General features: G+C 74.9%; 24 protein-coding genes and 1 pseudogene. 16 read left to right on the top strand and 9 right to left on the bottom strand.

Annotation, left to right across the window (positions count from 1 at the left end):
* Positions 1–75 precede the first annotated feature (75 nt).
* The 3 genes from ABEA04_RS22790 to ABEA04_RS22780 are packed head-to-tail and all read left to right on the top strand — an operon-like array spanning position 76 to position 3,216.
* Complete coding sequence (locus tag ABEA04_RS22790; protein WP_345464607.1) at positions 76–1,353, top strand: glycosyltransferase family 4 protein; 1,278 nt, start codon at positions 76–78, stop codon at positions 1,351–1,353.
* Positions 1,340–2,107 carry a class I SAM-dependent methyltransferase gene (locus tag ABEA04_RS22785; protein ID WP_345464604.1) on the top strand — a complete coding sequence of 256 codons (768 nt, stop codon included), beginning with the start codon at positions 1,340–1,342 and terminating at the stop codon, positions 2,105–2,107. The genes ABEA04_RS22790 and ABEA04_RS22785 overlap by 14 nt, the downstream gene beginning before the upstream one ends.
* A gap of 5 nt (positions 2,108–2,112) precedes the next feature.
* Positions 2,113–3,216, top strand: a complete 1,104-nt coding sequence (locus ABEA04_RS22780; RefSeq protein WP_345464601.1) for a prenyltransferase/squalene oxidase repeat-containing protein — start codon at positions 2,113–2,115, stop codon at positions 3,214–3,216.
* Positions 3,217–3,234: 18 nt separating this feature from the next.
* Here the strand turns inward: ABEA04_RS22780 and ABEA04_RS22775 are convergent, their stop codons facing one another.
* From ABEA04_RS22775 to ABEA04_RS22765, 3 genes are all read right to left on the bottom strand, one after another.
* Entirely contained in the window at positions 3,235–3,885 is a 651-nt protein-coding gene (locus ABEA04_RS22775) for a class I SAM-dependent methyltransferase (RefSeq protein ID WP_345464675.1), read from the bottom strand.
* Positions 3,886–3,976: 91 nt separating this feature from the next.
* Entirely contained in the window at positions 3,977–5,233 is a 1,257-nt protein-coding gene (locus tag ABEA04_RS22770) for an alpha/beta hydrolase (protein WP_345464598.1), read from the bottom strand.
* A gap of 85 nt (positions 5,234–5,318) precedes the next feature.
* On the bottom strand, positions 5,319–5,771 hold the full coding sequence (locus ABEA04_RS22765) for a hypothetical protein (RefSeq protein WP_345464595.1): 453 nt from the start codon (positions 5,769–5,771) through the stop codon (positions 5,319–5,321).
* Between the two features lie 100 nt (positions 5,772–5,871).
* Here ABEA04_RS22765 and ABEA04_RS22760 point away from each other — a divergent pair, with 100 nt between their 5' ends.
* Genes ABEA04_RS22760 through ABEA04_RS22750 form a run of 3 tightly spaced genes read left to right on the top strand, consistent with a single transcriptional unit; the run spans position 5,872 to position 7,767 of the window.
* Positions 5,872–6,522, top strand: coding sequence for a SatD family protein (locus tag ABEA04_RS22760; protein WP_345464592.1), 651 nt, complete (start codon positions 5,872–5,874; stop codon positions 6,520–6,522).
* Positions 6,519–7,232, top strand: coding sequence for a hypothetical protein (locus ABEA04_RS22755; RefSeq protein ID WP_345464589.1), 714 nt, complete (start codon positions 6,519–6,521; stop codon positions 7,230–7,232). The genes ABEA04_RS22760 and ABEA04_RS22755 overlap by 4 nt, the downstream gene beginning before the upstream one ends.
* A 22-nt stretch (positions 7,233–7,254) precedes the next feature.
* Positions 7,255–7,767, top strand: coding sequence for an MOSC domain-containing protein (locus tag ABEA04_RS22750; protein WP_345464586.1), 513 nt, complete (start codon positions 7,255–7,257; stop codon positions 7,765–7,767).
* On the opposite strand, the gene ABEA04_RS22745 is transcribed toward ABEA04_RS22750, so the two are convergent.
* Positions 7,704–8,111: a nuclear transport factor 2 family protein gene (locus ABEA04_RS22745; RefSeq protein ID WP_345464584.1), complete on the bottom strand. Its 408-nt coding sequence runs from the start codon at positions 8,109–8,111 to the stop codon at positions 7,704–7,706. The two genes, ABEA04_RS22750 and ABEA04_RS22745, sit on opposite strands and share 64 nt — an antisense overlap.
* Positions 8,112–8,247: 136 nt before the next feature.
* On the opposite strand from ABEA04_RS22745, the gene ABEA04_RS22740 reads away from it, so the two are divergent.
* Positions 8,248–9,243 (top strand): 5-oxoprolinase subunit C family protein, encoded by a 996-nt coding sequence (locus ABEA04_RS22740; protein ID WP_345464582.1) that lies wholly within the window; start codon positions 8,248–8,250, stop codon positions 9,241–9,243.
* Here ABEA04_RS22740 and ABEA04_RS22735 read toward each other — a convergent pair.
* Positions 9,230–10,249 (bottom strand): GNAT family N-acetyltransferase, encoded by a 1,020-nt coding sequence (locus ABEA04_RS22735; protein WP_345464580.1) that lies wholly within the window; start codon positions 10,247–10,249, stop codon positions 9,230–9,232. The two genes, ABEA04_RS22740 and ABEA04_RS22735, sit on opposite strands and share 14 nt — an antisense overlap.
* A gap of 19 nt (positions 10,250–10,268) precedes the next feature.
* Entirely contained in the window at positions 10,269–11,609 is a 1,341-nt protein-coding gene (locus ABEA04_RS22730; RefSeq protein WP_345464672.1) for a DNA polymerase IV, read from the bottom strand.
* A gap of 217 nt (positions 11,610–11,826) precedes the next feature.
* Between ABEA04_RS22730 and ABEA04_RS22725 the strand changes: the two genes are divergently transcribed.
* Both ABEA04_RS22725 and ABEA04_RS22720 read left to right on the top strand, forming a co-directional pair.
* Entirely contained in the window at positions 11,827–12,813 is a 987-nt protein-coding gene (locus ABEA04_RS22725; RefSeq protein ID WP_345464577.1) for a DUF4192 domain-containing protein, read from the top strand.
* A 104-nt stretch (positions 12,814–12,917) separates the two neighbouring features.
* Positions 12,918–14,390, top strand: coding sequence for a glutamate-cysteine ligase family protein (locus ABEA04_RS22720; protein WP_345464574.1), 1,473 nt, complete (start codon positions 12,918–12,920; stop codon positions 14,388–14,390).
* Positions 14,391–14,431: 41 nt separating this feature from the next.
* Here ABEA04_RS22720 and ABEA04_RS22715 read toward each other — a convergent pair whose 3' ends face one another.
* Entirely contained in the window at positions 14,432–14,935 is a 504-nt protein-coding gene (locus ABEA04_RS22715; protein ID WP_345464571.1) for a hypothetical protein, read from the bottom strand.
* A gap of 119 nt (positions 14,936–15,054) precedes the next feature.
* On the opposite strand from ABEA04_RS22715, the gene ABEA04_RS22710 reads away from it, so the two are divergent.
* Genes ABEA04_RS22710 through ABEA04_RS22700 form a run of 3 tightly spaced genes read left to right on the top strand, consistent with a single transcriptional unit; the run spans position 15,055 to position 16,897 of the window.
* On the top strand, positions 15,055–15,447 hold the full coding sequence (locus tag ABEA04_RS22710) for a universal stress protein (protein ID WP_345464568.1): 393 nt from the start codon (positions 15,055–15,057) through the stop codon (positions 15,445–15,447).
* Positions 15,448–15,450: 3 nt separating this feature from the next.
* Complete coding sequence (locus tag ABEA04_RS22705; RefSeq protein ID WP_345464566.1) at positions 15,451–16,308, top strand: VOC family protein; 858 nt, start codon at positions 15,451–15,453, stop codon at positions 16,306–16,308.
* A gap of 28 nt (positions 16,309–16,336) precedes the next feature.
* Positions 16,337–16,897: an AAA family ATPase gene (locus tag ABEA04_RS22700; RefSeq protein WP_345464563.1), complete on the top strand. Its 561-nt coding sequence runs from the start codon at positions 16,337–16,339 to the stop codon at positions 16,895–16,897.
* On the opposite strand, the gene ABEA04_RS22695 is transcribed toward ABEA04_RS22700, so the two are convergent.
* Positions 16,894–17,799, bottom strand: coding sequence for an alpha/beta fold hydrolase (locus ABEA04_RS22695; RefSeq protein ID WP_345464560.1), 906 nt, complete (start codon positions 17,797–17,799; stop codon positions 16,894–16,896). The genes ABEA04_RS22700 and ABEA04_RS22695 overlap by 4 nt on opposite strands.
* A gap of 75 nt (positions 17,800–17,874) precedes the next feature.
* Here ABEA04_RS22695 and ABEA04_RS22690 point away from each other — a divergent pair, with 75 nt between their 5' ends.
* The 4 genes and pseudogenes from ABEA04_RS22690 to ABEA04_RS22675 all read left to right on the top strand — a co-directional run bounded on the left by ABEA04_RS22690 (position 17,875) and on the right by ABEA04_RS22675 (position 22,319).
* On the top strand, positions 17,875–18,456 hold the full coding sequence (locus ABEA04_RS22690; RefSeq protein ID WP_345464557.1) for an HhH-GPD-type base excision DNA repair protein: 582 nt from the start codon (positions 17,875–17,877) through the stop codon (positions 18,454–18,456).
* A gap of 613 nt (positions 18,457–19,069) precedes the next feature.
* A pseudogene (locus ABEA04_RS22685) lies at positions 19,070–20,161 on the top strand (RNA polymerase sigma factor); the annotation flags it as partial.
* 830 nt (positions 20,162–20,991) lie between these two features.
* Positions 20,992–21,732: a thermonuclease family protein gene (locus ABEA04_RS22680; protein ID WP_345464555.1), complete on the top strand. Its 741-nt coding sequence runs from the start codon at positions 20,992–20,994 to the stop codon at positions 21,730–21,732.
* Between the two features lie 143 nt (positions 21,733–21,875).
* Positions 21,876–22,319, top strand: coding sequence for a DUF5994 family protein (locus tag ABEA04_RS22675; RefSeq protein WP_345464553.1), 444 nt, complete (start codon positions 21,876–21,878; stop codon positions 22,317–22,319).
* Positions 22,320–22,416: 97 nt separating this feature from the next.
* On the opposite strand, the gene ABEA04_RS22670 is transcribed toward ABEA04_RS22675, so the two are convergent.
* Positions 22,417–22,755, bottom strand: a complete 339-nt coding sequence (locus ABEA04_RS22670) for an STAS domain-containing protein (RefSeq protein WP_345464550.1) — start codon at positions 22,753–22,755, stop codon at positions 22,417–22,419.
* Between the last annotated feature and the right edge of the window lie 156 nt (positions 22,756–22,911).

The following is a 22,911-nucleotide window of genomic DNA, read 5'->3' as shown; positions in this document are numbered from 1 at the left end:
CTGCCGGGCCGAGGAAGAACACGTTCCAGTTCGCGCGGCTCTCTCGCCCCACCACCGGAAGGGTCCGCGCTGCCGATGCGAATCGCCATGCTGTCCTACCGCAGCAAGCCGCACTGCGGCGGCCAGGGCGTCTACGTGCGCCACCTCAGCCGCGAGCTCACCGCGCTCGGCCACGAGGTGGAGGTCTTCTCGGGCCAGCCCTACCCCGAGCTCGACGAGGGCGTCGCGCTCACGAAGGTGCCGAGCCTCGACCTCTACCGCGAGCCCGACCCGTTCCGGGTGCCGCGACCGCGCGAGTTCCGCGACCGCATCGACGTCGAGGAGTTCCTCACCATGTGCGTCGGCGGCTTCCCCGAGCCGCGCACCTTCTCCAAGCGCGTCAGCCGGCTGCTGGCCGAGCGCGCGGACGAGTTCGACGTCGCCCACGACAACCAGGTGCTCGGCACCGGCCTGCTCGACGTCGAGGGCTACGGCCTGCCGCTGGCCACCACGCTGCACCACCCGATCACCTTCGACCGGCGCATCGACCTCGCCGCCGCCCCGAGCCGCTGGCGCCGCCTGACCCTGCGCCGCTGGTACGGCTTCCTGCGCATGCAGGGCCGGGTGGCGCGTCGCGCCCGGCTGGTCATGACGCCGTCCGAGGCCTCCAAGCGCGACATCGCCACCGACTTCGGCGTCGACCCGGCCCGCATGCGCGTCATCCAGCTCGGGGTGGACGACGTGTTCCGGCCGCCGGCCTCGCCCGCGACGCGCGTGCCCGGCCGCATCCTCGCGATGGCCAGCGCCGACATGCCCGTCAAGGGCATCGCGACGCTCCTCGAGGCCTTCGCCAAGCTGCGCACCGAGCGCGACGTCGAGCTGGTGCTGGTCACCAAGCCGCAGGCCGGCGGTCGCACCGAGCAGCTCATCGAGCGGCTCGGCATCGGCGGCGACGTCCGGTTCGTGCACGGTGTCAGCGACGCCGAGCTCGTCGAGCTGATGGGCTCGGCGCAGGTGGCGTGCGTGCCCTCCCTCTACGAGGGGTTCTCGCTGCCGACCGCCGAGCTGATGGCGTGCGCGACGCCGCTGGTGGTCTCGCGCGCGGGCGCCATCCCCGAGGTGGTGGGCCCCGACGGCGAGTGCGCCGACCTGGTCACCCCCGGCGACGTCGACGAGCTGAAGGATGCGCTCGGCCGGCTGCTCGACGACCCCGAGCGACGCGCCCGTCTCGGCGCCGCCGGACGTCGCCGCGTCGAGCGGCTGTTCTCGTGGCGGGCGGTCGCGGTGAAGGTCGCCGAGGCCTACCAGGACGTGATCGACGACTACCGGGCCGAGCAGGCCGAGGAGAAGGAGCGCCCCCGTGCTGACCGTTGACTTCGACCGCCTCGGCCTCCAGCCCGGCGACCGCGTGCTCGACATGGGCTGCGGCGCGGGCCGGCACGCCTTCGAGATGTACCGCCGCGGGGCCGACGTCGTCGCCTTCGACCAGGACGGCGACGAGCTGGCCGGCGTCCTCGAGCTGTTCGGGGCGATGAAGGAGGCCGGCGAGGTGCCCGACGGCGCGCAGGCCGACATCAAGCAGGGCGACGCGCTGTCATTGCCCTTCGCCGACGGCGAGTTCGACCGGGTGGTGGCCGCCGAGGTGCTCGAGCACCTGCACGACGACGTCGGCGCCATCACCGAGCTGGTGCGGGTGCTGCGGCCCGGCGGCACGCTCGCGGTCTCGGTGCCGCGGTGGCTGCCCGAGGTGGTCAACTGGCGGCTCTCCGACGACTACCACAACGCCGAGGGCGGCCACGTCCGCATCTACACCGACCACGAGCTGATCGACAAGGTCACCAAGGCCGGCGCGCCCAACGACGGCGGGCCGGGCACGGCCATGGCCTACGAGGGGCGCGGCTACGCCCACGGCCTGCACTCGCCGTACTGGTGGATCAAGTGCGCGGTCGGCGTCACCAACGACGACCACCCCGCCGCGCGGGCCTACCACCGGCTGCTGGTGTGGGAGATCATGAAGCAGCCGCGCGCCCTGCGCCTGGCCGGCCGCGTGCTCGACCCGCTGATCGGCAAGAGCCTCGTGCTCTACTTCCGCAAGCCCGTGCGGCTCGGGTCTCCCACCGGTGGCTGAGGTCGATGGCTGACCGGCTGCCGCACGTGCGCGGCGTCCTGACCGCCGAGCAGGTCGCCGACACCGCGGCGTCGATCGCGGCGATGCAGGAGCCGTGCGGCGCGGTGCCGTGGAGCGTCGGCGAGCACGTCGACATCTGGAACCACGTCGAGGCCGCGATGGCGCTGCTGGTCGGCGGTCAGGTCGAGGCGGCCGAGCGGGCCTACGCCTGGGTGCCCACCATGCAGCGCGCCGACGGGTCGTGGCCGATGAAGATCGTGGCCGGCGAGGTCGAGGACGACCGTGGTGAGACCAACATGAGCGCCTACCTCGCCGTCGGCGTGTGGCACCACTGGCTGGTGCGGCACGACCTGGGCTTCGTGCAGCGCTACTGGCCCTCGGTGCGGGCCGGCCTCGACTGGGTGGTCACTCAGCAGGTCGGGTTCGGCGGCATCAACTGGACGCCGACCGAGCGGCTCTGCCTGCTCGCCGGGTCGTCGTCGGTCTACCACGCGCTGCGCGCCGGCGTGGCGCTCGCCGACCTGCTCGACGACCCGCAGCCGGAGTGGGAGCTGGCCGGCGGCCGGCTCGGCCATGCGCTGCGGCACCACCGCGACGTCTTCGCCGACAAGTCCACCTACTCGATGGACTGGTACTACCCGGTGCTCGGCGGTGCCGTGCGCGGCCCGGCGGCCCGCGCGCTGCTCGACGCCCGCTGGGACGACTTCGTCACCCCCGGCCTCGGCATCCGCTGCGTCGACACCAACCCCTGGTACACCGGCGCCGAGACCTGCGAGCTGGTGCTCGCCCTCGACGCGGCCGGCGACCACGAGCGGGCACTGGAGGTCTTCGCTGACGTGCAGCACCTGCGCGAGGACGACGGCCGCTACTGGACCGGCTGGGTCACCGGTGAGGCCAACCCCGACTTCCCCGACGGCGTCCACTGGCCGGTCGAGCACACCACCTACACCGCGGCCGCCGTCGTCCTCGCCGCCGACGCGCTCGGCGAGACCTACGGCCACGGCACGCCCGGCTCGGGCATCGTGCGCGGCACCTCGCTCGCCCCGCCGTTCGCCGAGCTCGGCCTCGAGTGCGGCTGCGACGTCGACGAGGCCGCCGCGCGGCGCTGAGCCGCCCCCCGGCCCTGCTCAGCCGACGGGGTCGCCGGGGGAGCCGGCGGTGCGGCGCAGCACGCGCATCGAGCCGAGGGCCTCGACCTCGGTGAAGGCGCCGCCCGCGAGGGCGCGCAGGTAGACCTCGTAGGGCGGGCGGCCGCCGTCGGCGGGGTCGGGGAAGACGTCGTGGACGACGAGCAGCCCGTCGGCCATCACCCAGGGCGCCCAGCCCGCGTAGTCGGCGTGGGCGGGCTCGCGGCCGTGGCCGCCGTCGACGAACAGCAGGCTGAGCGGGGTGCGCCAGTGGGCGCTGACGGTGCGGCTCTCACCGACGACCGCGACGACGACGTCCTCGAGACCGGCGTCGTGCACGGTGCGCCGGAAGCGGGGGAGGGTGTCCATCAGCCCGACCTCGGGGTCGACGAGCGAGGCGTCGTGGTGCTCCCATCCGGCCTGGTTCTCCTCCGAGCCGCGGTGATGGTCGACCCCGAACAGGACGCCGCCCGCCCCGGCGGCCCGGACGGCGGCGCCCAGGTAGACCGCCGACTTGCCGCAGTAGCTGCCCACCTCGAGCAGCGGGCCGTGCGGCGCCCGCTCGACGCCGCGCCGGAACAGCAGCAGCCCCTCGTCGTCGGGCATGAACCCGGTGGCCGCCCGCGCGTGGGCCAGCAGCCCGTCGTCCATCTGCACCCGCCGACCCTAGTGAGGTCGACCCGTCGCCTATAAGGGACGGGTCAGCGTCAGGTTCGTCGACCCGTCGCCTACGAGGGACGGGTCAGCCGGCTTGGGCGGTGTGGTCGCGGCCGGCGCGCCAGGTGTTGAGGTGCCAGTGCAGGTAGCGGTCGATGGCGCGGACGACGTGGGCCGAGCGGATGGAGGGGAAGATGTCGAAGGCGTGCTGGGCGCCGGGCAGCTCGGCGTAGACCACCGAGGCGTCGGAGACCTCCCGCAGCCGCTCGACGAACCGCCGGGCCTGGCGCACCGAGACGAGGGTGTCGTCGCGTCCGTGGAGGACGAAGAAGTCGGGGGCGTCGGGCCGGATGCGCAGCAGCGGGGAGGCGGCCTCGAACGGCTCGTGGTCGTCGTCGAAGCGGCGACGCAGGACCCGCGGGCCGAGGAAGCCGTCGCGCATCTGCGTGGCCGACCGCAGCCCGCTGGCGCCGGCGAGGTCGTAGACGCCGTAGTGGGGGACGGCGCAGCGCACCGAGGTGTCGGCGTCCTCGAAGCCGGGCTGCCACACGGGGTCGTTGGGGGTGAGGGCGGCCAGCGCGGCGAGGTGGCCGCCGGCCGAGCCGCCGGTGATGGCGACGTAGTCGGGGTCGCCGCCGTAGTCGGCGACGTGCTCCTTGACCCAGGCCAGCGCGCGCTTGACGTCGACGATCTGCGCCGGGAACGGGTCGCGCGGAGCGAGCCGGTAGTTCGGCGCCACGCACACCCAGCCGCGGGCGGCGAGGTGCTGCATCAGCGGGATGCCCTGCTGGTCCTTCGTGCCCATCGTCCAGGCCCCACCGTGCACCTGCAGCAGCACGGGCGCCTTGCCGTCGGGGAACCCGGCGACGCCGTCGGCCGGCCGGTAGACGTCGAGCAGCCCCCGTCGTCCGTGGTCGGCGTAGGCGATGTCGCGCTCGACGCGGACGCCGGGCTCGCGCACCCGGAACGGGTAGGCCAGCCGGCGCCACGGCGTGGCCAGCTCGGCCGGCGTCGGCTCGTGGTCGAGCCGGGCGTGGTAGTCGTCGCCCAGGCCCTCGACCAGCGCCTCCTCGGCGAGGTCGCCGGCCCGGCGGGCGGTCGAGACGAGGTGGGCCAGCCCCGCCGCGCTCACCCCCGCGAGCGCCAGGCCACGCCAGTCGCGGCGCCGCGCGGTGAGGTGCGTGGCGGCGTCCGCGGCGGTGAGGGCCAGCAGGTGCGGCGCCAGCTCGTCGGTCAGCCAGCCCGCGACGAACGCCGGGACGGCGGCGCGGTAGCCCCGCACGGGGCGGAGGGCGTTGGCCACGAGGGCGGCGACGACGGTCTGGCGGTGCACGAACCCCATGGAGGCGATCCTACTGGCGAGTAGCCTCGCGTTCGACGATCGGGCGGGCTGCGGCGGTGTGTCTGGACCAGTCGTCGGGCGTCGGTCACTCGAAGTCGAGCGTCATCGGCTCGCCGTCGGACTGTCGGGTGCCGATGCAGCGCTGGGTCTCGAGCAGCCACACGCCGTCGCGGCGCACGACGCCGAGGTAGCACCGACCCTGGTCGAAGGTCAGGCTGACGGTGACCGCGTCGCCGTCGCTGCCGCCCTCGGCGGTGCGGTCGAGCTGCACGCCGTCGGCGTCGAGCACGGTGACGGTGTCGACCATGTACTGGTCGACCGCGTGCGGGAAGGCGTCGCAGCCGTCGCCCCCGCCGAGGCCCGACCCGGGGGCGACCAGGTCGTCGAGCGCGTCGCAGTCGTGGGCGTTGTAGGCCGCGAGGTAGGCGCGCACGGCGGCCTCGGGGGTGTCGGGCCGGGTGCCGCAGCCCGCCGCGAGCGCGAGGACGCCGACGACCGCGACCGCCGCCACCGGACGGACGACGGGTGGCGGGCGCACCGCGCGAACCTACCGGGCCGGCCCCGTCCATCCCCGATCCGACGTCCGCCACGATGAAGCCGAGGTCTTCATCCAGGCACGATGAAGGTATCCTCTTCATATGAAGCTGATGAAGCGCACGGATGTCGTGGTGGTCCTCGGCGACTTGGTCGGGTCGCGCCGCGCCACCGAGCGCGCCGCGCTGCACCACCGTCTCACCGGGGTGCTCGACGACCTCAACGAGCGGTGGGGCAGCGACCTGCGGGTCACGGCCGGCGACGAGTTCCAGGGCACGGTGCCCACCCTCGGCGCGGCGTCCGCGGTCGCCCTGGCGGTGCGCCTGGCGCTGCTGCCCGAGCACGACGCGCGGCACGGCATCGGGGTGGGGCAGCGCCGTGTGCTCGACCCCGGCACCGGCATCGAGGACGGTCCGGCCTGGTGGGCCGCGCGCGCGGCGATCGACGACGCCCACGCGCTCGCCGGGCGCGCGGCCACGCGGGCGGCCCGCACCGTCGTCCGGGTGGCCGACGGGACGGCGGTCGCGGCCGGCCCCGACGGTGCCCTGAACGCGGCGCTGCTGGCGCGCGACGAGCTGGTCGGGCGCCTCGACGCCCGGTCGCTGTCGGTGCTGCGTGGTCTGCTGTCCGGGCGCACGCAGAAGGAGATCGCGGCCGACGAGGGCGTCTCGCCGTCGGCGGTCTCCCAGCGGCTGCGCCACGACGCGCTGGGCGTGGTGATGACGACGAGCTCGTGGTTGGAGGCGGTGCGGTGAGCTGGCTGGCGCTGCTGCTCGTCGGGCTCGGGCTGACCGACCTGGTCTTCTCACTGACCCGGCGGCCCTGGGCCGGCCAGGTCGCCGGCGCGGTGTCGGTGCTCGTGCTCGGTCCGCTCGCCGGTCTCACCACGGCCGGTGGCGTCGTCGCCTGGCTGCTGCTGGCCGTGGCGGTGGCCGGGTGGGGCGTCACGGTCACGGTGGGCTTCGCCCGCGGGTGGGCGTGGCTGCCGCTCGGCTGGCTCGGGATCGTCCTCGCCCTCACCCTCGCCGTCTCGGGCGCGGCGGCGCCGGTCGACGGCCCGCTGGGGGCGTGGCTGGCCGACCTGCCGGTGCTCGACGGCGACCCCGGCCGTGCCCTGATGGTCGCCGGTGCCGTGCTGGTGCAGCTGGTCACCGGCAACGTGGTGGTGCGGCTCGTGCTCGAGGTCAGCGGCACCTCGCACCCGACGCCGGGGGCGTCCTCCCTCAAGGGCGGGCGGCTGCTCGGGCCGATGGAGCGGGTCGCCATCCTCGGGCTCGGGCTGGCCGGCGAGCTGACCGCCGCGGGCGTGGTCGTGGCCGCCAAGGGCCTGCTGCGGTTCCCCGAGCTGCAGGCCGCGGCCGGCGGTGCGCCCGGCCCGGGCATCCACGACGTCACCGAGTACTTCCTCGTCGGCAGCTTCGTCAGCTGGTCGGTCTCCCTCGGCACGCTCGCGCTCGTGGCGTGAGCCGGGTGCGAGCATGGACGCCGTGACGCAACGGGTGGTCGGTCTGCACGTGGCCAAGGGGCGGCGCCTGCCGACCCGCGAGGTCGAGCGAGTCGAGGTCGAGACCGGACGCGGCATCGTCGGCGACCGCTACCACGGCGCCAAGCACCGTCACGTCAGTGTGCAGAGCCTCGACGACCTCGCCGAGGCCACGCGTCTGCACGGCGCCGACGTGCCGCCCGGGCTGACGCGGCGCAACGTGACGCTCGACCACGGCGAGGTGCCCCGCACGCCGGGCGTGCGGCTGCGCGTCGGCGACCCGGCGACCGGTGTGCTGCTCGAGGTGGTGCGCGTCGCCGCGCCGTGCAAGCTGCTCGACGACACCATCGGCCCCGGCGCCCAACAGGCGCTGCGCCGCCGCGGCGGCACGATCTTCCGGGTGCTCGAGGGCGGCACGATCGCCCTCGGCGACGAGGTGGTCGTGCTCGAGGCTCAGGACGCCGCGGGCTCGGCCGGGCTGACGGGGTCGGCCGGGTCGGCGGCCTCGGCGACGTAGCTGGTGATGGCCACCACGGTGGCGCCCTCGAAGTCGAGGGTGTCCTGGGAGGCCACCACCGTCGTCCCGGTGAGGTCGACGTAGCGCGTGACGGTCTCGACGGTGACCGAGGCGCCGTCCTCGACCACCTCGACCCGCAGCAGCTCGGCGACGGTGTGCGCGAGGTCGCCGAGCAGGCTCTCGCACGCCACGACCGTCGCGTCGCGGTCGAGCGCCGGCCGGCCGTCGACGATCCAGCGCAGGTCGGGGTCGAGGCGGTCGTAGACCTCGGCGAAGCGGTGGGTGGCGAACGCGCGGGCGAGCTCGGTGCGCGTCAGGACGGGTGGGGCGGCGTGGACGGGCATGCCACTCCGACCCGCGCGGGACGACGGAATCATCGGCCCCGTCGTCCACAGCCCCTGTGGGCGAGGCTGTGGAGGATGAGCCCGTCCTGTGGACTGAACCGGTTCGGTCTGTGGAGGGTGTTGTGGGACCGGAGGAATGTCGGAGCAGTTCGCCGGAATCCCTTGCGGGGCAGCGGATCCGGCACGTAGAACTCTCCCTACCAAAGCCGCGGCGGCCCTCCGGGGAAGCCGAGGCGGCGGGGATCAGACCAGCTCGAGATCCATCCCGCGGGGCGACCTGCGGCGCCGGCCCGGTGACGGGGACGGCGGGATCAGCCGAGAGGGTCGGGTCGCTCGGAAGCGTCACCCCACTCCGAGCGAGACAGGTCAGGCACGAAGACCCGCACCACGAGGCGACTCGTGGCGTCGGCCCGGTGACGGGGACGGCGGGGTCGGAGCGCGTGGCCGGTCGCCCGGACGTCACTCCGTCGGCTCTGCCGGGGGAAGCCGGGCACGCCCCGGCGCGCCCTGCGACGTCACGGTCGACGGCGCCGCCCGTGGCCACGCCCGCGCCGAGCGGCTGCCGGCCGGGGCCGAGCTGCGCCTCGGTCCGGTGCGCGACGGCGTCCGCTGCTGGGTGGCCGTCGGCGGGGGAGTGGCCGTCGCGCCGGTGCTCGGCTCGCGGGCCACCGACACGCTCGCCTGGGTCGGGCCGCCCCGGGTCGAGGCGGGCGCCGTCCTGCCGCTGGGCGAGCCGTCCGGCCCGCCGGCCGCCGTCGACGTCGTCCGCCCGGCGCGGCCCGGGCCGCTGCGGCTGCACCCCGGCCCGCGAGCCGAGTGGTTCGGCGAGCCGGACGACGCCGTCCGCCGCACGTGTGCGACGCGGTGGGTCGTGGCGGACGCCGACCGGGTCGGGGTGAGGCTGCGCGGCGAGCCGCTGACCCGGCTCGGGCCGTACCGCGACGCCGAGCTGCCCAGCGAGGGGATGGTGCTCGGGGCGGTGCAGGTGCCGCCTGACGGGCAGCCGGTGGTCTTCCTCGCCGACCACCCGCCGACGGGCGGCTACCCGGTGGTGGGCGTCGTCGACGCCGCCGACCTCGCCCGGTGCGCCCAGCTGCGCCCGGGCGACCCGGTGGCGCTCAGACCCGCTTGACGAACTCGGTGGCCGCCTCGACCGGCTCGAAGCCCATCTTCTCGTTGATCGAGACCATGAAGTCGTTGCTCTCGGCGTTCTGGGTGATCACGCGCTGCATCTGCGGGTGGGCCTGCTGCATCGCGCGGAGGTTGACCACCTTGACGGCGAGGCCGAGCCGGTGGCCGCGGTGCTCGCGGTGCACGAAGGTGCCCCACTGCGAGACGTCGGTGCGGTTGCTCGGCACCGCGATGGTGGTCTGCGCGGCGACGGTGCCGTCGTCGGCGATCGCGAGCGTCTCGTACATGGTGCGCCCGGCCGAGAGCAGCGAGTCGAGGTTGGCGCGCCACCGCTCCGGCGTGATCACCTCCTCCTCCCAGTCGACGGCGCCGGTGGGCGCGTCGACGGCGAGCTGGCCGTGCAGCACGAGCATCGACTCGAGCAGCTCGTCGGGCACCTCGTTCACGAACGTCTCGATGCGGTAGCCGGCGTGGCGCTCGGCCGCCTCGGCCGCCCAGGCGTCGAGGTCGGCGTCCGGCACCGGCAGCGTGAGGTGGCGGACGATCTCGACGTTGGCGAAGTCGTATCCGGCGGCCTCGGCGAAGCGCCGGTGGCGGTGCTGGGTGATCTGGTCGAACGGCAGCTTGGTCTCGGCCATCAGCTCGGTGCGGCCGTGCTCGCGCGCGACCGCCTCGACGGCCTCGAGCAGCGCCCGGCCGTGGCCGCGGCCCTGCTCGGCCGGGTCGACGGCGACGCCGAGCCAGCACTTGGACGTGTTGTCCTCCAGCGGCATGAACAGCACCGCGCCGCCGACCATGCGGCCCTCGACCCAGCCGCCGTAGAGCCGGCCGTCCTCACCGGGGTCGGGCTGGCGCCAGATCGCGGCCATCTCGCTCCACGACCAGTGGGGCGACCCCTCCCGGCCCGCGAGCAGGGCGCGCCGCTCGAGGTCGTACGACGCGCGCAGCGTCATCTCGTCGGCCGGGTCGATCTGTCGCACCTCGAGGGTGGCGGGCTCGCTCGTCACGGCGTCGGACGCTACGACCTCAGACGTCGTCGGGCACCCGGTTTTCGGCCCGGTGCAGCGCCGGGTCGTCGATCGGGAACGACCGCACCGGGCCCGGCGGTGTCGCGGCGGTCTCGAACCGCACGGTCACCACGCCGCGCCCCGAGCCCCACACCCAGCCGGCGCCGTGCTCGTCGTGGACGACGTCCTGGCCCGGCACCCACACCGAGCGGGCGCGCACCGTGGGCGGGGTGGCGGCCAGCTCGGCCAGCTCGGCGTCGTCCGGGTCGGGCTCGGGCTCGCCGAACAGGTCGTCCTGGATCCAGTCGGCCAGCCCCGAGACCCCGACGCCGAGCAGCCGGACGCCGCCGGAGGTGTCGAGGTCGGCCAGCAGCCCGCGCGCCAGGCGCGCGACCGTCGTCGTGCTGTCGGTGGGCTCGTTGAGCGTGGTCGAGCGGCTGAGCGTGGTGAAGTCGTGCAGCCGCACCTTGATGCTCACCGTGCGTCCCGACAGCCCGTGCTTGCGCAGCCGGGCCGCGACCTCGCCGGCCTGGCGGGTCAGCAGGCCCTCCATGAGCCGGCGGTCGGTCAGGTCGGTCTCGTAGGTGCCCTCGGCGCTCACCGACTTCGCCTCGCGCTCGGCCACCACCGGCCGGTCGTCGAGGGCCCGCGCGAGGTCGTGCAGGCCGGTGCCGTGCGCCCGGCCGACCAGCCGCACCAGCTCGTCGAGGCTCACCGCCTCGAGGTCGGCCACGGTGACGATGCCGGCCCGTCGCAGCCGCTCGGCGGTTGCCGGCCCCACGCCCGGGATGACGGTCGCCCGCATCGGGCGCAGCAGCTCCTGCTCGGTGCCGGGCGGCACCACCACCAGCCCGTCGGGCTTGTCGAGGTCGCTGGCCACCTTCGCCACGAACTTCGAGGTGGCCACGCCCACCGACGCCGTCAGGCCGCCGGTCACCTCGTGCACCCGCGCGCGCAGCCGCTGCGCGAACGCGGTGACGTCGGCGACCTCGAGTCCGACGGGCGCGCCGTCCTCGGTGGCCTGCTCGAGGTCGACGAACGCCTCGTCGAGCGAGAGCGGCTCGACCAGCGGCGAGACCTCGCGCAGCAGCCCCATCACCGCGCGGCTGGTCTCGCGGTAGGCCTCGAAGCGGCCGCCGAGGTAGGCCGCGTGCGGGCAGCGCGAGCGGGCCTCGCGCGTCGACATCGCCGAGTGGACGCCGAACCGCCGGGCCTCGTACGACGCCGTCGCGACCACCCCGCGTCCGCCGACCCCGCCGACGACGACCGGCTTGCCCCGCAGCGACGGCTTGTCGCGCTGCTCGACGGCGGCGAAGAACGCATCGAGGTCGAGGTGCAGCACCGACGCCTGCGTGCGCACCCTCACGCACGTGACGGTATCCGCCCCGGCTGACCCGTCAGACATGTCTGACGGGTCAGCGTCTCCGGGCAGGTCGACCCGTCAGACATGTCCGACGGGTCGGCGTGGGGTGTGGAGATGTCCCGGAACCGTCCACAGGCGGGGCTCGCGACGGGGTTGTCCACAGGTGGCGGAGGGGGAGGGGTGGGGCGTCCGCGGCCCGGAGACGAGTCCGGGCATGAAGCGACGACCCGACCGCCACCCGTCCGCCCGCACCGTGCTCACCGCCCGCAGTCCCGACGACCTCGTCGCCGTGGCCTCGGTCGTGCTGGGGTTCTGGCCCGAGGAGTCGATCGTGATGCTCACCTTCGACGCCGTCCGGCCCTTCCACGCCCGCGTCGACCTGCCCGGCCCCGCCGACCCGCCCGAGGCGGCCCGGGAGGTCGCGGCGATGCTCGTCGCGCCGGCCGTGCGGCACGGCGTCGGGCGCGTCGTCCTGCTGGTCTACTCCGACGACGCCGAGCGGGCCGCCACCGCCCACGGAGCCCTGGCCGAGGCGTTCGCCGGCGCGGGCATCGACGTCGTCGAGGCGCTCCGCGTCGGCGGCGACCGCTGGTTCCCCCTCGACGCCGGGCCGGCCCACGCCGGTGCGCCCTACGACGTCTCCGACCACCCGTTCGTGGTGCAGTCGGTCGTCGAGGGCCGCGTCACCCACGCCAGCCGCGGCGCCCTGGCCCGCACCCTCGACACCGACCCCCGCGGCCTCGCCCGGGTGCGGGCGCGCCTGGCATCTCTGCGCGAGGCGGACGACGTCGTGGCCGAGTCGGCCTGGGCGGCCGGAGTGGTGGTCGCTCACCTCGACGCCGGCACCGCCGCGCCCGACGACGAGGCGGCACGGCTGCTCGTCGGCCTCGGCGCGGTGCCGGTGCGCGACGCCGTCTGGTCGGTGCTGACGCGCGAGCGCGCCCGCGAGGCGGTCGAGCTGCTCGCCGACCTCGTGCGACGCGCCCCCGACGAGCACCGGGCGCCGGTCGCCGCGCTGCTCGCGTGGGCCGCCTGGCAGTCCGGCGACGGCGCGCTCGCCTGGTGCGCGGTCGACCGGGCCCGGGCCGTCGAGCCCGGGCACGGCCTCGCCGGGCTGGTGGCCGAGGCGCTGACCCACGCCGTCCCGCCGAGCGCGACCGACCCCGACCCCGGCCGGCGGGCCGGGCGCGACGCCGGCTGAGGTGCCGCGCGCGACGCCGGCTGAGCGCCGGATCAGCGGCCCGTGCCGCGATCCACCCCCCGTGAGGGCTGCTGCCCGGGCCGCTCACGCCCTAGGGTCGCGGCATGGGCGAAGAGGTCGACCTCCAGGAGTTCACCCCTGCCGACCGCACCCGGCACCGCGAGAAGGTCAGGCGCTGCCTCGACGTCTTCGCGCGGATGCTGCGCGAGGCCGCCTTCGACACCGACGACCCGATGACCGGGCTCGAGGTCGAGCTGAACCTGGTCGATGAGGCCGGCGACCCCGCGCTGAAGAACGCCGAGGCGCTCGCCGCCATCGCCGACCCCGACTTCCAGACCGAGCTCGGCCAGTTCAACATCGAGATCAACGTGCCGCCGGCCAAGCTGCGCGAGAGGGGCCTGGAGACCTTCGAGGACAACCTGCGCCGCAGCCTCAATGACGCCGAGCAGAAGTCGGCCAAGGTGGGCGCGCACCTGGTGATGATCGGCATCCTGCCCACGCTGGACGACGGTCACATGGGCCTGCACAGCATCAGCGCCAACCCGCGCTACCGGCTGCTGAGCGAGCAGATCCTCAACGCCCGCGGGGAGGACCTCGCCATCGCGATCAACGGCGACGCCGTGGGCGGCGAGCGGCTCGACACGACGTCCGACTCGATCCTGCCGGAGGCGGCCTGCACGAGCACCCAGCTGCACGTGCAGACCTCGCCCGACCAGTTCGCCGGCTACTGGAACGCCTCGCAGGCGATTTCGGCGATCCAGCTGGCCGTGGGGGCCAACTCGCCCTACCTGATGGGCCGGCAGCTGTGGCGCGAGACGCGCATCCCGCTGTTCGAGCAGGCCACCGACACCCGCAGCGAGGAGCTCAAGGCGCAGGGGGTGCGGCCGCGGGTGTGGTTCGGCGAGCGGTGGATCACCTCGGTCTTCGACCTGTTCGAGGAGAACGTGCGCTACTTCTCCGCGCTGCTGCCGATCACCGACGAGGAGGACCCGCTCGCGGTGCTGGACGCCGGCGGCACCCCGTCGCTGTCAGAGCTGCGGCTGCACAACGGCACCATCTACCGCTGGAACCGGCCGGTCTACGACGTCAACGACGGCGTCCCGCACCTGCGCGTGGAGAACCGGCTGCTGGCGGCGGGGCCCACCGTGGCCGACACGATGGCCAACGCCGCCTTCTACTTCGGGCTGGTGCGGGCGCTCGCCACCAGCGAGCGGCCGCTGTGGTCGCAGATGTCGTTCAGCGCCGCCGAGGAGAACTTCCACGTCGCCGCGCTGCACGGCATCGACGCCCACGTCTACTGGCCCGGCGTCGGGCAGGTGAGCGCCACCGAGCTGGTGCTGCGGCGGCTGCTGCCGCTGGCGCGCGAGGGCCTCGACGCGTGGGGGGTCGAGGCGGCGACGTCCGACCGGCTGCTCGGCATCATCGAGCAGCGCTGCCTGCTCGGCACCAATGGCGCGGAGTGGTTCGTGCGCGAGATGGGACGCCGCTCCGACCAGCCGCGCTTCGACGCCCTGCGGGCCACGCTGCTCGACTACCGCGAGCGGATGCACAGCAACGAGCCCGTGCACACCTGGTAGCGGCCACGTCACCGCCGCCTCACCGCCGCCTCACCGCAGCCTCACCGCAGTCGGACCCACGCCCGGCCGGCGTCGCTGCCCGGGTCGCGCCAGGCGCGCCGGCCGACGACCACCATCGCGAGGGCGACGCCCAGCTCGGCCGACGCCGTGCGCGCCGCCCGGTGCCAGGCGAGGTCGAGCTCGTGCGGGTCGAGCGGCCCGGGCCGGGTCAGCCACACCAGCGGGCCGGGGTCGCGGCACCGCTCGCGCTCGCGGCCGGCGCGCAGCACACGACCCAGCAGGGCCTCGACGACGTCGACGCGCAGCGCGTGGTCGAGCCGGTGGTGCTCGAGCCCGCCCTCGAGCGGCAGTGAGACGACCGGACCGCCGGGCTCGCCGGGCTCGCCCGCGTGGAGCGCGGGCGGGTAGTGCCGCCGCGGCTCGGTGGCCGCGTGCAGCCCGACCGCCGCGCGCAGCCCGCGGAGCAGCGCGCGCGACGCCGGGTCGGGCACGCCGAAGGCCGGCGGGGGACGGGCGCCGGGGGTCGGCGGTCGGGTGGTGGGCACGCGGCCACCCTGCCGCACCGGGCGGGTGCGGTCGGCCGTCCTCCACAGGCTGCGCCGACGCGCCCGGGCACCCGTGCGGCTCTCCCCGCACCCCCCGCGGCGGCGGTAGCCTGCCCGCCATGTCGACCGTCGTCGTGGGATACGTGCTCAAGCCCGAGGGTGAGGCGGCTCTCGACGCCGCGATCGAGGAGGCGCGTCGGCGCGGCGCCGAGCTGGTCGTCGTCCACTCGCACCGTGCCCGCGGTGACGCCGAGCCCGACCTGACGCCGGTGCGCACCCGGCTCGAGGCGTCGGGCCTGACCTTCGACCTGCGTCAGCTCGAGCGCGGGCTGGAGGCCTCGGAGGACCTCGTGAGCATCGCCGAGTCCACCGACGCCGAGCTGATCGTCATCGGGCTGCGGCGCCGCACCCCCGTCGGCAAGCTGATCCTCGGATCGAACGCCCAGCGCGTGCTGCTCGACGCCCACTGCCCGGTGCTGGCGGTGAAGGCCGACGAGACGACGGCGGACTGAGTCGTGGAGCGCACCTTCCCGCACGGCGTCCCGAGCTGGGTCGACACGATGCAGGACGACGTCGACGCCGCCCTGGCCTTCTACGGCGGCCTGTTCGGCTGGACCTTCACCGACGCGATGCCGCCCGACGCGCCCGACCGCTACGTGGTCGCCGCCCTCGACGGCCGCGACGCCGCTGCGATCGGCGGCCCGCGCGAGCCCGGTGCCCCGACGCCGCCGGCCTGGGCCACCTACGTGGCCGTCGACGACTGCGACGCCACCGCCGAGCGGCTCGTCGGCCTGGGCGCCCGGCTGGTCTCGCCGCCCGAGGACGCCGGCCCCGGTGGCCGCACCGCCACCGTCGCCGACCCCGAGGGTGTCGAGCTGCGGCTGTGGCAGGCGCGCCGACGTCTCGGCGTGCAGGTCGCCAACGAGCCGGGTGCGTGGAACTTCAGCAACCTGCTCAGCGCCGACCCCGACGCGGCCGCCGCGTTCTACGGCGACGCGTTCGGCTGGGACGTCGTCGACCAGGGCTGGGCACGCCAGATCCAGGTGCCCGGCTACGGCGACCACCTCGAGTCCACCGTCGACCCCGACATCCGCACCCGCCAGGCCCACGCGCCGGAGGGCTTCGCCGACGTGGTGGGCGGCATCGTCGACCTCGACGGCGCGCCCGACGCGGCCGGCCCCGACGACCCGGGCGCGCGGTGGCACGTCACCTTCACCGTCGCCGACCGCGACGACGCCGTCGCGACCGTCGAGCGGCTGGGCGGCACCGCCGTCGCGCCCTACGAGACCGACTGGGTGCGTGCCTGCGTGGTCCGCGACCCGCAGGGCGCGCTGTTCACCGTCAGCCAGTTCGCCCCGAAGGAGTGGGGCTGAGCCCCGCCCGGGCGCACGAGGCCCTCGCGTGATCGTCTGGCTCAACGGCACCTTCGGCGTCGGCAAGACCACGACCGCCCGGCGACTGGTCGAGCGCGACCCGCGGCTGCGCCTGTTCGACCCCGAGTGGGTCGGCTACCTGCTGCGCGAGCACCTCGCCGACGTCCCGGTCGACGGCGCCGTCGTCACCGACTTCCAGCAGTGGCCGTCGTGGCGACGGCTGGTGCCGGTGGTCGCCGACGAGGTCGCCACCGCGACCGGGCAGCCGCTGGTCGCCGTCCAGACCGTGCTGGTCGAGGCCTACTGGCGCGAGCTGCGGGCCGGCCTGCGCGCGCGGGACCACGAGGTGCTGCACGTCGTGCTGACCGTCGCGGACGACGAGGCGGTGCGACGCATCGAGACCGACGAGGTCGAGGCCGGGGCCGTGGCGTGGCGGCTGCGCCACCGCGAGGTCTGGGCCGCGGCCCGCGGGTGGATGACGGCCGCCGCCGACCTGGTCGTCGACACCACCGACCGCACCCCGGACGACGTCGCCGCCACCGTGGCCGCGGCGGTAGACCGTCACCTCGGCGGGCCGGCGGACCGCTAGCGCAGGGTCGCCACCAGCTCGGTGAGCATCGGCACGGCCGAGCCGAGCGCGAGCGAGAGGTGGCCCTCGCCGGGCAGCAGGTGGGCCCGCGCGTCGGGCAGGTGCGCGGCCAGCCAGGCGCCGTGGGCGGGCGGCACCATGAGGTCCTCGTCGCCCTGCCACACGAAGGCCGGCACCCGCACGTCGGCGAGGTCGAAGCCCCAGTCGCCGACGAAGGCGAGGTCGTCGTCGAGCCAGCCGTCGACCCCGACGCGCAGCGCCTCGTCCATCGAGGCGGTGACGTCCTCGCCGTACGCCGTCCCACGCTCCCCGCGGACAGCGGCGCGGTCGACCTCGGGCAGCAGGGTGCTCATCGCCTCGATCAGCTGCTCGGGCGTCGCGCCGCGCACCTCGACCGCCATCGTCTCGAGCCACGGCCGCAGCGCCGCCTCGCCGCGGCGCGCCAGGCCGAACTCCTCGACGTTCTCGGCGCCCATGCCGGCCAGGAAGTCGAGGTCGGGCTCGGTGGCCGGGGCCGCGCCGGCGATCGACAGGACGCCGGCCACCCGGTCGGGCAGGAGCGCCGCGGTGGCGAGCGCGTGCGGCCCGCCGCCGGACAGCCCACCGGTCACGCACCGCTCGACGCCGAGGTGGTCGAGCAGCGCGGCCACGTCGGCGGCGACGTCGGCCACCCGGCGTCCGGGCAGGCGGGTCGAGCCGCCGTAGCCGGGCCGCGACAGCCTGACGACCCGGACGCCGACCTCGTCGGCCGCGGCGCCGAAGTGCCGGTCGCGCGTGGCCGCGCTCGGCGTCCCGTGGTGGAAGACCAGCACCGGCCGGTCGTCGCGGCCGTCCGTGGTGCCGTCCGTGGTGCCGTCGGTGTAGTCGAGCGAGCGTCCGTCGGGCAGCCTCAGCGTCTCCACCGGGCGATCGTAGGCAGGGCGGGGGGTCGCCGGGAGCCGACCGGGCGTCGCTCGCCCTCGGGCAGGATGGATGCCATGGCGATCCACATCACCGGCGACGAGGCGGCCGACCAGATCCTCACCGAGAGCAGCTTCGCGCTGCTCGTGGGGATGATGCTCGACCAGCAGTACCCGATGGAGCACGCCTTCCGCGGTCCGGCCAAGGTCGCCGAGCGCTTCGGCGGCTTCGACCCGCGCGCCGTCGCCGAGGCCGATCCCGAGGAGTTCGCGGCGCTGTGCGCGACGCCGCCCGCCATCCACCGCTTCCCGGGCTCGATGGCCGCGCGGCTGCAGGAGCTGGCCGGCATCGTGGTCGAGACCTACGACGGCCACGCCGAGCGGATCTGGACCGAGGCGGCCGACGGCAAGGACCTCGCCAAGCGCCTGCAGGCGCTGCCGGGCTTCGGGGCCCAGAAGGCCAGGATCTTCACCGCGCTGCTGGCCAAGCAGCTGGACGTGCGGCCGACCGGCTGGGAGAAGGTCGCCGGCGACTACGCCCTCGACGGCTACCGCTCGGTGGCCGACGTCGTCGACCCCGACAGCCTGCAGAAGGTACGGGAGTTCAAGAAGGAGAAGAAGGCCGCGGCCAAGGCGGCCTCCGGCGCGAAGCCGGCCTGAGGTCGGCGTCGGGCCGGGCGTGAGGGTCGCCACACCGCGCCGGGACGCGCCCGCGCGATGCTGCCCGCATGCGCGGCGGGTTCGGTGCGCATGGCAGTATGGAGAACAGCTCTTGACGACACCGGCGTTTGTCGCGCCTTGAGTCGGCTCCGGCGGTCCGATGGCCGCCTGGGCGTCCCGTTCCACGTTTCCGTTTCGCAGTCCGTGCCCCGTTCCACGAGAGGTGTTCGTGTCCTCGAACGCACGCTTGATCCCCGCCGCCGTGCTGGCGCACCCCGCCGTCCTCGCCCTGGTCGAGGAGGCCACGCCGACGGGACGATTCAGTCCCGAGCAGGTGCGGCGGGCCAGTGAGGAGGCGGCCGTCGAGCCGCAGCACCTCAAGGCGCTGCTGGCCCACCTCAGCTCGTTGGGGCTGAGCGTCGAGCTGCCCACCGCCACCGGCGTGGCGGCCGCGACGGCGCGCAAGACCGCCACGGCCACCGCCAAGAAGGCTCCGGCGAAGAAGGCGGCGTCCTCGGCGACGAGCGAGACGGCCGAGGCGCCCGCGAAGAAGGCCCCGGCCAGGAAGACCGCGGCGAAGAAGGCCCCGGCAGTCACGACCGCGGTCGCAGCCGCGGTGGTCGGCCCCGACGGCAAGAAGACCCTCCCCGACGTCCCCGACGAGCAGTTCGAGGAGGACGTCAAGGCCGACCCGACGATCAAGGAGGCCGAGGAGGAGGCGACCTCCACCTCGACGTTCGTGGTCTCGGCGGCCGACGAGACCGACGAGCCGGCGCAGCAGGTCATGGTGGCCGGCGCCACCGCCGACCCGGTCAAGGACTACCTCAAGCAGATCGGCAAGGTCCCGCTCCTCAACGCCGAGATGGAGGTCGAGCTCGCCAAGCGCATCGAGGCCGGCCTGTTCTCGGAGGAGAAGCTCGCCAAGGGCGGCAAGATCACCCCGAAGGTCCACGAGGAGCTCGAGTGGATCTCCGAGGACGGACGCCGCGCCAAGAACCACCTGCTCGAGGCCAACCTGCGTCTCGTGGTCTCGCTGGCCAAGCGCTACACCGGCCGCGGCATGCTCTTCCTCGACCTGATCCAGGAGGGCAACCTCGGCCTGATCCGCGCGGTCGAGAAGTTCGACTACACCAAGGGCTACAAGTTCTCGACCTACGCCACGTGGTGGATCCGCCAGGCCATCACCCGCGCGATGGCCGACCAGGCCCGCACCATCCGCATCCCCGTGCACATGGTCGAGGTGATCAACAAGCTCGCCCGCGTGCAGCGCCAGATGCTGCAGGACCTCGGCCGCGAGCCCACGCCCGAAGAGCTCGCCAAGGAGCTCGACATGACCCCCGAGAAGGTCATCGAGGTCCAGAAGTACGGCCGCGAGCCCATCTCGCTGCACACGCCCCTCGGTGAGGACGGCGACTCCGAGTTCGGCGACCTCATCGAGGACTCCGAGGCGATCGTCCCGGCCGACGCCGTCAGCTTCACGCTCCTGCAGGAGCAGCTGCACGCCGTCCTCGACACGCTCTCCGAGCGTGAGGCCGGCGTGGTCTCCATGCGGTTCGGCCTCACCGACGGCCAGCCCAAGACGCTCGACGAGATCGGCAAGGTCTACGGAGTCACGCGCGAGCGCATCCGCCAGATCGAGTCCAAGACCATGAGCAAGCTGCGCCACCCCAGCCGCTCGCAGGTCCTGCGCGACTACCTCGACTGAGGGCTGCTGCTCTGAGCGCCGTCCAGCAGGTCGATGCCGCCGGTGGGTCCGTAACCGCAGGACCTCTCGGCGCCGCGACGGTAAAGATCGTGCGCCGGAGGTTTCGGCCTGGAGCGACACCGGGCACCACCCCGACGACGCGACTTCGGTCGCGGGGGTCAGGGCATCGGGGACGCGGTGCCCAACGCGAACGCCCCGTCCCGCCCTTGACTCATCTCGGGTAGGGCGGGGCCTCGCCGTGTCCGGCGGGTAGCCCGTGCGGGCTATCCCCAGGGCCGGTGCGCCACGGCTAGCGTGCGCAGTGCGCCGACCCCCAGCGGCGCGTTTCGCGCCCCGCGCCCGTTCTCGGCCAGAGGGGCGCGCTCCTGTCGTGCGACGCGGGAGGACGCCGCGCTCACACGCGGAACCGACGGTGCGGGTGGTTGCGCCTCGATCGGTGCGGGAACCGGTGGTGAGCGTGTCCGCTGCAGCCCCGCGGCGGATGCGTCAGGCGGCCCGCGGTGTCGGATCCCCACCACGGGCCGCCGACCCCCACGCTTGGGTGCGCCGCCCCGATGCGTTCGGTCGGGGCGGCGCGGCGGCTGGTCACCCCTACGGAGTGGATGCACCACCCGAACGTGGTGAGTCACCCAGCGACTGAACCAGACCCTCGCAGAGGACGGCGGGCGCGGGGACCACCCCGGCGGTGTCGTGGGACGGCCCGCCGGCCGTGGGTCGCCTCGACCGAGGACGACGGCCGGCCGCGACGCGGGCGGCCGGCGCTCACCCCTTCGGCCCGACCTGGCCCGAACGCCTGCGGGCGCGGGCCTGCGGCGCCTACGGTCCGCCCCGTGAAGCGAACCCTCTCCCTCCTGGCCGCCCTGGCCGCGGTCGTCGCCCTCGCCGTGGCGTCGCTGGCCGCGGCGCCCCCCACGTCGTCCGCCCTCTCCGCCCCGGGCACCTCGGCCCGGGCCGGCGACATGGACTGCGGCGACTTCGCGACCCAGGCCGCGGCGCAGCGGTTCTACGTGCGCCACGGCGGGCCGCGGTCCGACCCGCACAACCTCGACGCGGACGGCGACGGCATCGCCTGCGAGTCGAACCCCTGCCCGTGCTCGACCGCCACCGGGCCCGGCCCCGACCCGACGCCCGACCCGGCGCCGTCCACGTCGGTCAAGGTCGAGCGGGCGAGGGTGGTCAAGGTCGTGGACGGCGACACCGTCGACGTCCGCATGAAGCGTGGCGGCAAGCGTCACCGCGTCCGCATCCTCGGCATCGACACCCCGGAGGTCTACGGCGGTCGCGAGTGCTGGGGCCCGGAGGCCTCGAGCGCGGCCAAGCGGCTGCTGCCGGTCGGTACCCCCGTCGTGCTGCGCTCCGACCGTACCCAGGACCTGCGCGACCGCTACGGGCGCCTGCTGCGCTACGTGGAGAAGGCGCGCACGAGCACCGACGTCGGCAAGTTCCAGGTGCGCCACGGCAACGCCCGGGTCTACGTCCACGGCGACAGGGCCTTCCGCAAGGTCGGGGTCTACCGCACCGCCCAGGGGCTCGCCAGGCGCGCCGGCCTCGGCCTGTGGGGCGGCTGCTGACCCGCTGTCGGGCCGTCCGGCGTCCCGTGCCCTCCCCCCCCGCGCGGGCGGGGGCGCCCCGGCGCGCCGGGCTGTAGGGTCGGGGCAACCCACCTGTTACGCGCGCTCGTCGAGCCAGTAGGGCAGGACGAGAGGCGCACGTCATGACGACGCTGCCCGATTCCACGCCCGCGCCGTCCGGCTCCGACCAGCCACTGCGGCTGCGCCTCGGTGAGATCACCAGCGACGGCGGCGACGGCGCCTGGTGGCCCCGCTCGCGCGACCTGCAGGTCGAGGCCGCCCGGCTCGTCGACGAGTTCCCGGTCGAGGCCGGCCGCATCAACCGGCTGCTGATGTCGCGACCCGACTGGGACGACTCCGTCACCGGCGGCCACGGCGTCCGTCGGATCCGGGCCGCGCGCGGCGTGGTCAAGGTCGGGTCGTTCCCGCGCGACGACACCAGCCTGATGATCCTGGCGATGGCGAACGGCGGCCGCGTGCACCTGCAGGTCATCCCCGCCGACATCGACCCCGACCGCGGCGAGCGCCTGCTCGCCGCGGCGGGCTCCCTCTCGGTGCGCGATCAGCTCGACGCCGCGCACGGGTAGCCGGCAGCCGGGTCGCTGACGACGACCCGGTCACGATCGTGCGCAGCGGCCCCCGGGGGGAGGTCCCTGCGCACCGTCGGCCCCGCCTCGCTGCGGTCTACCCCGGCGAGGCGGGGTCCCCCTCGGCCTGCCCGGCCGAGGTGGGGGAGAGCACGTGCAGCAGCCCCATCAGCTCGAGCGCGCGGCGCACCTGGCCGGTCGGCGGCGAGGTGGTGAGGGCGATGTCCTGCGCCCGGGCGCGCTTCCAGCCGCTCAGCAGGACGCCGAGCCCGACGGAGTCCATGTAGGTCACCTCGGAGAGGTCGACGAAGATCGCGCGCGGCCCCCCGGCGAGCGCCTCGAGCAGGTCGACCCGCAGGTGGTGCACCACCTCGAGGTCGATGTCACCACGCCAGGCCAGCGTCACGGTGCGGTCGTCGGACGGGTCTGCTGTCACGGGGTGCCTTCGGGAGGGGCGGGTCGTCTCGCCCGCCGTGCAGCCGGCGGGACGCGGGACCCGAGTCGCAGCACCGTTCGGCGTCACGATCATCACACCCCCGCCAAGCGGCGCTCGTCACGAGCAGACCCCCCGAGGGGTGGTTTGCGCACCACC

Source organism: Nocardioides marinquilinus (assembly GCF_039543705.1).
GTDB lineage: Bacteria > Actinomycetota > Actinomycetes > Propionibacteriales > Nocardioidaceae > Nocardioides > Nocardioides marinquilinus.
Note: the sequence above shows the minus strand (reverse complement) of the source record. Positions and strands in the feature narration are given on the sequence as shown.

What these genes read in the sequence shown, in the direction of transcription:
- ABEA04_RS22790 (WP_345464607.1), top strand. Translation starts at nt 76, where the DNA reads ATGCGAATCGCCATGCTGTCCTACCGCAGCAAGCCGCACTGCGGCGGC.
- ABEA04_RS22780 (WP_345464601.1), top strand. Translation starts at nt 2,113, where the DNA reads ATGGCTGACCGGCTGCCGCACGTGCGCGGCGTCCTGACCGCCGAGCAG.
- ABEA04_RS22775 (WP_345464675.1), bottom strand. Translation starts at nt 3,885, where the DNA reads ATGGACGACGGGCTGCTGGCCCACGCGCGGGCGGCCACCGGGTTCATG.
- ABEA04_RS22770 (WP_345464598.1), bottom strand. Translation starts at nt 5,233, where the DNA reads ATGGGGTTCGTGCACCGCCAGACCGTCGTCGCCGCCCTCGTGGCCAAC.
- ABEA04_RS22760 (WP_345464592.1), top strand. Translation starts at nt 5,872, where the DNA reads ATGAAGCTGATGAAGCGCACGGATGTCGTGGTGGTCCTCGGCGACTTG.
- ABEA04_RS22745 (WP_345464584.1), bottom strand. Translation starts at nt 8,111, where the DNA reads ATGCCCGTCCACGCCGCCCCACCCGTCCTGACGCGCACCGAGCTCGCC.
- ABEA04_RS22740 (WP_345464582.1), top strand. Translation starts at nt 8,248, where the DNA reads ATGTCGGAGCAGTTCGCCGGAATCCCTTGCGGGGCAGCGGATCCGGCA.
- ABEA04_RS22725 (WP_345464577.1), top strand. Translation starts at nt 11,827, where the DNA reads ATGAAGCGACGACCCGACCGCCACCCGTCCGCCCGCACCGTGCTCACC.
- ABEA04_RS22720 (WP_345464574.1), top strand. Translation starts at nt 12,918, where the DNA reads ATGGGCGAAGAGGTCGACCTCCAGGAGTTCACCCCTGCCGACCGCACC.
- ABEA04_RS22710 (WP_345464568.1), top strand. Translation starts at nt 15,055, where the DNA reads ATGTCGACCGTCGTCGTGGGATACGTGCTCAAGCCCGAGGGTGAGGCG.
- ABEA04_RS22690 (WP_345464557.1), top strand. Translation starts at nt 17,875, where the DNA reads ATGGCGATCCACATCACCGGCGACGAGGCGGCCGACCAGATCCTCACC.
- ABEA04_RS22675 (WP_345464553.1), top strand. Translation starts at nt 21,876, where the DNA reads ATGACGACGCTGCCCGATTCCACGCCCGCGCCGTCCGGCTCCGACCAG.